This window comes from Acidisphaera rubrifaciens HS-AP3, assembly GCF_000964365.1.
GTDB classification, from domain to species: Bacteria; Pseudomonadota; Alphaproteobacteria; order Acetobacterales; family Acetobacteraceae; genus Acidisphaera; species Acidisphaera rubrifaciens.
In genome coordinates, this window is the sequence record NZ_BANB01001133.1 from 1 (window position 1) to 255 (window position 255).

The 255-nt window shown below is 66.3% G+C and carries 1 protein-coding gene; it reads left to right on the top strand.

Annotated features, from left to right (window positions below; all coding sequences use genetic code 11):
* Window positions 1–35: 35 nt before the first annotated feature.
* The coding region (locus B8460_RS20385; protein ID WP_148360746.1) for a hypothetical protein at window positions 36–255 on the top strand (220 nt) is incomplete at its 3' end.

Consider the following 255-nt stretch of genomic DNA (forward strand, 5'->3'; position numbering starts at 1 on the left):
ATCAGGACAGTCCGGGCTTCGCCAACAGTCCGTTTATGCACCTGCTGCATGGTCTGTTCGGCATCGGAACGGCGCACGCCAGCGAACTTCCCCAAATTGACGACGACCGCATCGCCGCGATCCGCGATCAGCTCGCGCACGACCTTGGTCTCACGGCGGCGCAGGCCGGCGGCTTCCTGGCGGCACCCTACGCGGAATCCGGGCTGCACGGGATTGAGCAACGGTATGGCCTCAAGCCCGGCGAGGCGCCCGATC